Source organism: Nocardioides sp., from assembly GCF_031422975.1.
GTDB lineage: Bacteria > Actinomycetota > Actinomycetes > Propionibacteriales > Nocardioidaceae > Nocardioides.
Genome location: NZ_JANPEO010000343.1, coordinates 1 through 3,875, shown reverse-complemented (window position 1 = coordinate 3,875; position 3,875 = coordinate 1). Strand labels below are relative to the sequence as shown.

4 protein-coding genes are annotated in these 3,875 nt (G+C 67.5%); 1 reads left to right on the top strand and 3 read right to left on the bottom strand.

Going from position 1 to position 3,875, the window contains the following annotated elements:
- Positions 1–37: 37 nt before the first annotated feature.
- Positions 38–859 carry an IclR family transcriptional regulator gene (locus RMO85_RS10370; RefSeq protein ID WP_310528649.1) on the bottom strand — a complete coding sequence of 274 codons (822 nt, stop codon included), beginning with the start codon at positions 857–859 and terminating at the stop codon, positions 38–40.
- A 121-nt stretch (positions 860–980) separates the two neighbouring features.
- Here RMO85_RS10370 and RMO85_RS10365 point away from each other — a divergent pair, with 121 nt between their 5' ends.
- The gene (locus RMO85_RS10365) at positions 981–2,420 is read left to right on the top strand and encodes a trimethylamine methyltransferase family protein (protein WP_310528648.1); all 1,440 of its coding nucleotides are present in this window, start codon (positions 981–983) and stop codon (positions 2,418–2,420) included.
- Positions 2,421–2,917: 497 nt separating this feature from the next.
- Here RMO85_RS10365 and RMO85_RS10360 read toward each other — a convergent pair whose 3' ends face one another.
- Together RMO85_RS10360 and RMO85_RS10355 are read right to left on the bottom strand one after the other, a co-directional pair.
- Positions 2,918–3,136 carry a hypothetical protein gene (locus RMO85_RS10360; RefSeq protein ID WP_310528647.1) on the bottom strand — a complete coding sequence of 73 codons (219 nt, stop codon included), beginning with the start codon at positions 3,134–3,136 and terminating at the stop codon, positions 2,918–2,920.
- A gap of 249 nt (positions 3,137–3,385) precedes the next feature.
- Positions 3,386–3,658, bottom strand: coding sequence for a cold shock domain-containing protein (locus tag RMO85_RS10355; RefSeq protein ID WP_397203630.1), 273 nt, complete (start codon positions 3,656–3,658; stop codon positions 3,386–3,388).
- Positions 3,659–3,875: the final 217 nt, after the last annotated feature.

Sequence of the window (3,875 nt, the reverse complement as noted above, 5' to 3'; positions counted from 1 at the left end):
TCTTGTGGGCGATCTGCGCCGGGGTTGATGGGGGAAGTCATGCGGCACCCTCCTTGCTAGTGCGAACCTTTGATGTGGGGCGCGCGAGCAGCGCGGTTAGCCGCTCGGCTTGCTCGACCAGATAGCGGCCGAACGTCTCTTGGCCATCGCCTAATCTTCCGTCTCCCAGGCGGGTCGTGGGGCCGGAAATGCCGAGGGCGGCGATGGATTCGACTCTGCTAATTCGGACCGGGGCAGCGATGCCCGTCAGTCCAACTTCGAGTTCGTTGACGGTGGTGGCAAAACCTTGTCGGCGTACGACGCCCAGCTGGCTGAGCAATTCGCGGCTAGTGGCGACCGTGGACTCGGTCAATTGCTCCAACTTGCCGGTGGGCATGGGCAGCACGTCGTAGGCATAAAGCACCTTGCCAAGCGAAGAGGTGTGCGCCGGAACCTCGAGTTGGGTCCAGTCGCGGGTGCCGAGCAGATAGCGGGCATCGACCTGCGCAACGTGGACGACGCGTTCGCCGCGGGCCACGCCGAGATTGACGGTCTCGCCGGTCTTGTCACCGACGGCTTCAAGGATCGGCATGGCCAAGCGAGCCAGTTCCTCCCACGGGTCGTGGCGGGCGGCGTACAGCCAGAACAGCCGGCCGGCGACGTAGGACCCGGCGCGGTCGCGCTCGAGCAGGCCCGAGCGTTCGAGTGCGGTCAGCATCCGCGAGGTCGTCGACTTGGCGAGCCCGCTGGCGTCCTGGAGGGCGGCGAAGGTCATCGGCTCATCGGCGCGCACGACCGTCGCGACCAGATCGGCGGCGCGGTCGACGGCGCGCGTGCCGTTGGTCGGGCCGGTGGCCCGGTCGATGTCGCGGTCGCTCACGACGACTCCTCGGGGTGGGGGGCTTCCCTCGTGTTCCATGATGTGGAACGTTGGTCCCACATGATGAGGCTACGAGTCGTCGGGGTCAGCGGTCAAGCACCCCGGCAGATCAGGAGGAACCGTGTTCCGCAACGCGATGCCGCGCTACGAGGTGCTGTCCGAGGACGCGATGGCGATGCTGGATCGAGGCTGGCGAAAGCTGATGACCGAGATCGGCGTCGAGTTCATGGACGACCGTGCGCTCGAGCTGTTCCGCAAGGCGGGCCAGCGGGTGGAGGGCAACACGGTCTTCCTCGACCCCGACTTCGTGCTCGAGCAGGTGGCCAAGGCCCCGCGCGAGTTCGACGTCCAGGCCCGCAACCCCGCGAACACGATCCACATCGGTGGTGACTCGATGGCCTTCGGCGCCGTCTACGGCCCGCCGTTCGTCCGGCAGGGCGAGGTGCGCCGCGACGCCACGATGGACGACTTCCGCAACTTCACGAAGCTGGCGCAGAGCTTCCCCGTGCTGGACTCCGCGGGCGGCGTGATCTGCGAGCCCAACGACACTCCTCTCGACAGCCGGCACCTCGACATGACCTATGCGCTGATGTCGCTCACCGACAAGATCTACATGGGCAACGTCGTCTCGGGCGTCAACGCCGCCGACACCATCAAGATGGGCGAGATCCTGTTCGGCTCGCGGGAGGCGATCGAGGAGACGCCGGTCTCGATCTCGCTGATCAACTGCAACTCCCCGCTGCGCTGGGACGACCGGATGCTGGAGGCGCAGTTCGAGTACTCCAGCGCCGGGCAGCCCGTCGTGCTCACCCCGTTCATCCTGATGGGCGCGATGTCGCCGGTCACCATCCCCGCCGCGCTGGTGCAGCAGATCGTCGAGGCGCTGTCGGGAATAGCCCTCTCGCAGCTGATCCGCCCCGGCTGCCCGGTGATCTTCGGGTCCTTCCTCTCCAACATCGACATGCAGTCGGGCTCGCCGACCTTCGGCACGCCGGAGTCCGGGATCGGGCTGTTGTGCACCGGGCAGATCGCCCGCCACTTCGGCCTGCCGTTCCGCACCGGTGGCGGCCTGACGTCCTCGCAGGTGGCCGACGCACAGGCGGGCTACGAGGCGCTGATGACGATGATGCCGACCTTCCTCGCCGGCGCGAACTGGGTGATGCACTCGGCCGGCTGGCTCGAGGGTGGCCTCGTGGCCGGCTACGAGAAGTTCATCGTCGACATCGAGCTGCTGCAGATGATGCAGGCCGAGTTCACCCCGCTCGAGATCGACGAGGCATCGATGGCGTTCGGCGCGCACGAGGAGGTCGGCCACGGTGGCCACTTCCTGGGCGCCGCGCACACCATGGAACGCTTCCGCACCTGCTTCTACCGACCGCTGCTGTCGTCGTCGGACAACTACGAGAAGTGGATGCGCAACGGGGGCAAGGACGCCAACGACCGGGCCGCGGAGATCTATGCGAAGAAGCTGGTGGAGTACGAACAGCCGGCCCTCGACGACGCCATCCGCCAGGAGCTCGAGGAGTACGTCATCCGTCGGCGGGCCGAGCTGGGCGACTGATTCACACGCTGTCGACGGCGCGGAGGTTGGCACCAGGGCGAACTCGCGGCACTTGGTCATCAGTGCCTGCCCCGTACTGGGTCCCTGTCCGGGGACGGAGCTCCGGACGGGGCTGTCGAGACGTCCTGATGCTCACGCGGAGGTTGACCGGCGCCGTCCGACTCGCCGACAACCGTCCGCGGACGGTTCGGCGTGCGGGACCACGGTCGTGCCTGGATCAGACCGGGTGGGCGGCGGCAAGGCGCTACGGACGGGTGTCCTCATCGGGAACCGTTCGTCTCAGCGATCGCGGACCCCGATGGCGCCAGCGGCACAGAACGCTGCGCCGTGATCGCCTTGGCGATCTCGCACCGTCACGTTCCACGTGACGATTGCCTCACGGCCACGCCGTGCGCCAGCCAGACTGGTCCCGCGCGACGTCACCGGTCTGTCGGGCGACCTGTCGTGGGCGCGTAGCTCTCGTCGCTCGGAGCGGTGTCTCCGAGATCGCGACCTGTTCAGCGGATGCCGGTGTCGCAGGTCACCGTCACGGTGACGAACCTGTCCTCGAGGACACGGGCATCCATCAGCTCGCAGGACATGCCCGCGTGCGCCGTGACCATGTACTCGCCCGGTGGCACCGCGATGCGGAAGGACCCCTCGGCATTGGTGGTGCCCCGGGCGACCGCCGGTCCCGCCCCGTACGCCTCACCCGGGAGTGCCTCAGAGACCGTCACTACGACGTTCGCGGGCGGCTGGTCCTCACACGGACTGCCAGCCGATTCGACCGGGCAGGTTGGTCCCAGCGTGACGTGACCGGTCACCCCCGAGGTGGCCCGTCCGCCCGCGGCGTCGGAGCCGCAGCCGGCGAGTATGAGCAGCGCCGACGCGAGTGCCGTCGCAGACAAGGACCACATACGGGTGCGACGGAGCGGACGACCGCACGGTTCCGGTGGGGGATCCGCTTGCGAGACGTGAGCCGACCGCTACGGCTCAGACGCCTCGTCAAGGACGCGCACGTCTTCAGCGTGGTGGCGACCGTGATCCATGATCCCGCCGCGCCATACGAAGCCGACCCGTTGCTCTGCAACGACGAACCGGTAACCCTCAGCGACGATGTCCGAGTAGTGGACGAAGAGCACCTCACCATCGTCGGCGGTGATCCTGCCGTAGCCCTTCTCCTGCTTGAACCACCTCACCGTGCCGGTGCGGCTCACGCCGACTAGGTCGGGACGGCGTACGTCCAGGTCGTCGCTCACCATCGCGACCCTAGTCCGCAGAGGCGTGCGCTCGCTCGTCATAAGTCGATCCGCATGTGACGCGGAGCGACGCTGCAGCCGTGATCAACCGTTGGCAGTATTTTGGCGGCTATGGTTGGCCCGTGCGGCAGCGCAATCTCGAGACGGTGCACTGGCGCGTGTCGTCAGTTCGCCTCCCCGGGGTTACCCCGGGGGCCACCGGTACGTTCAGGCTTCG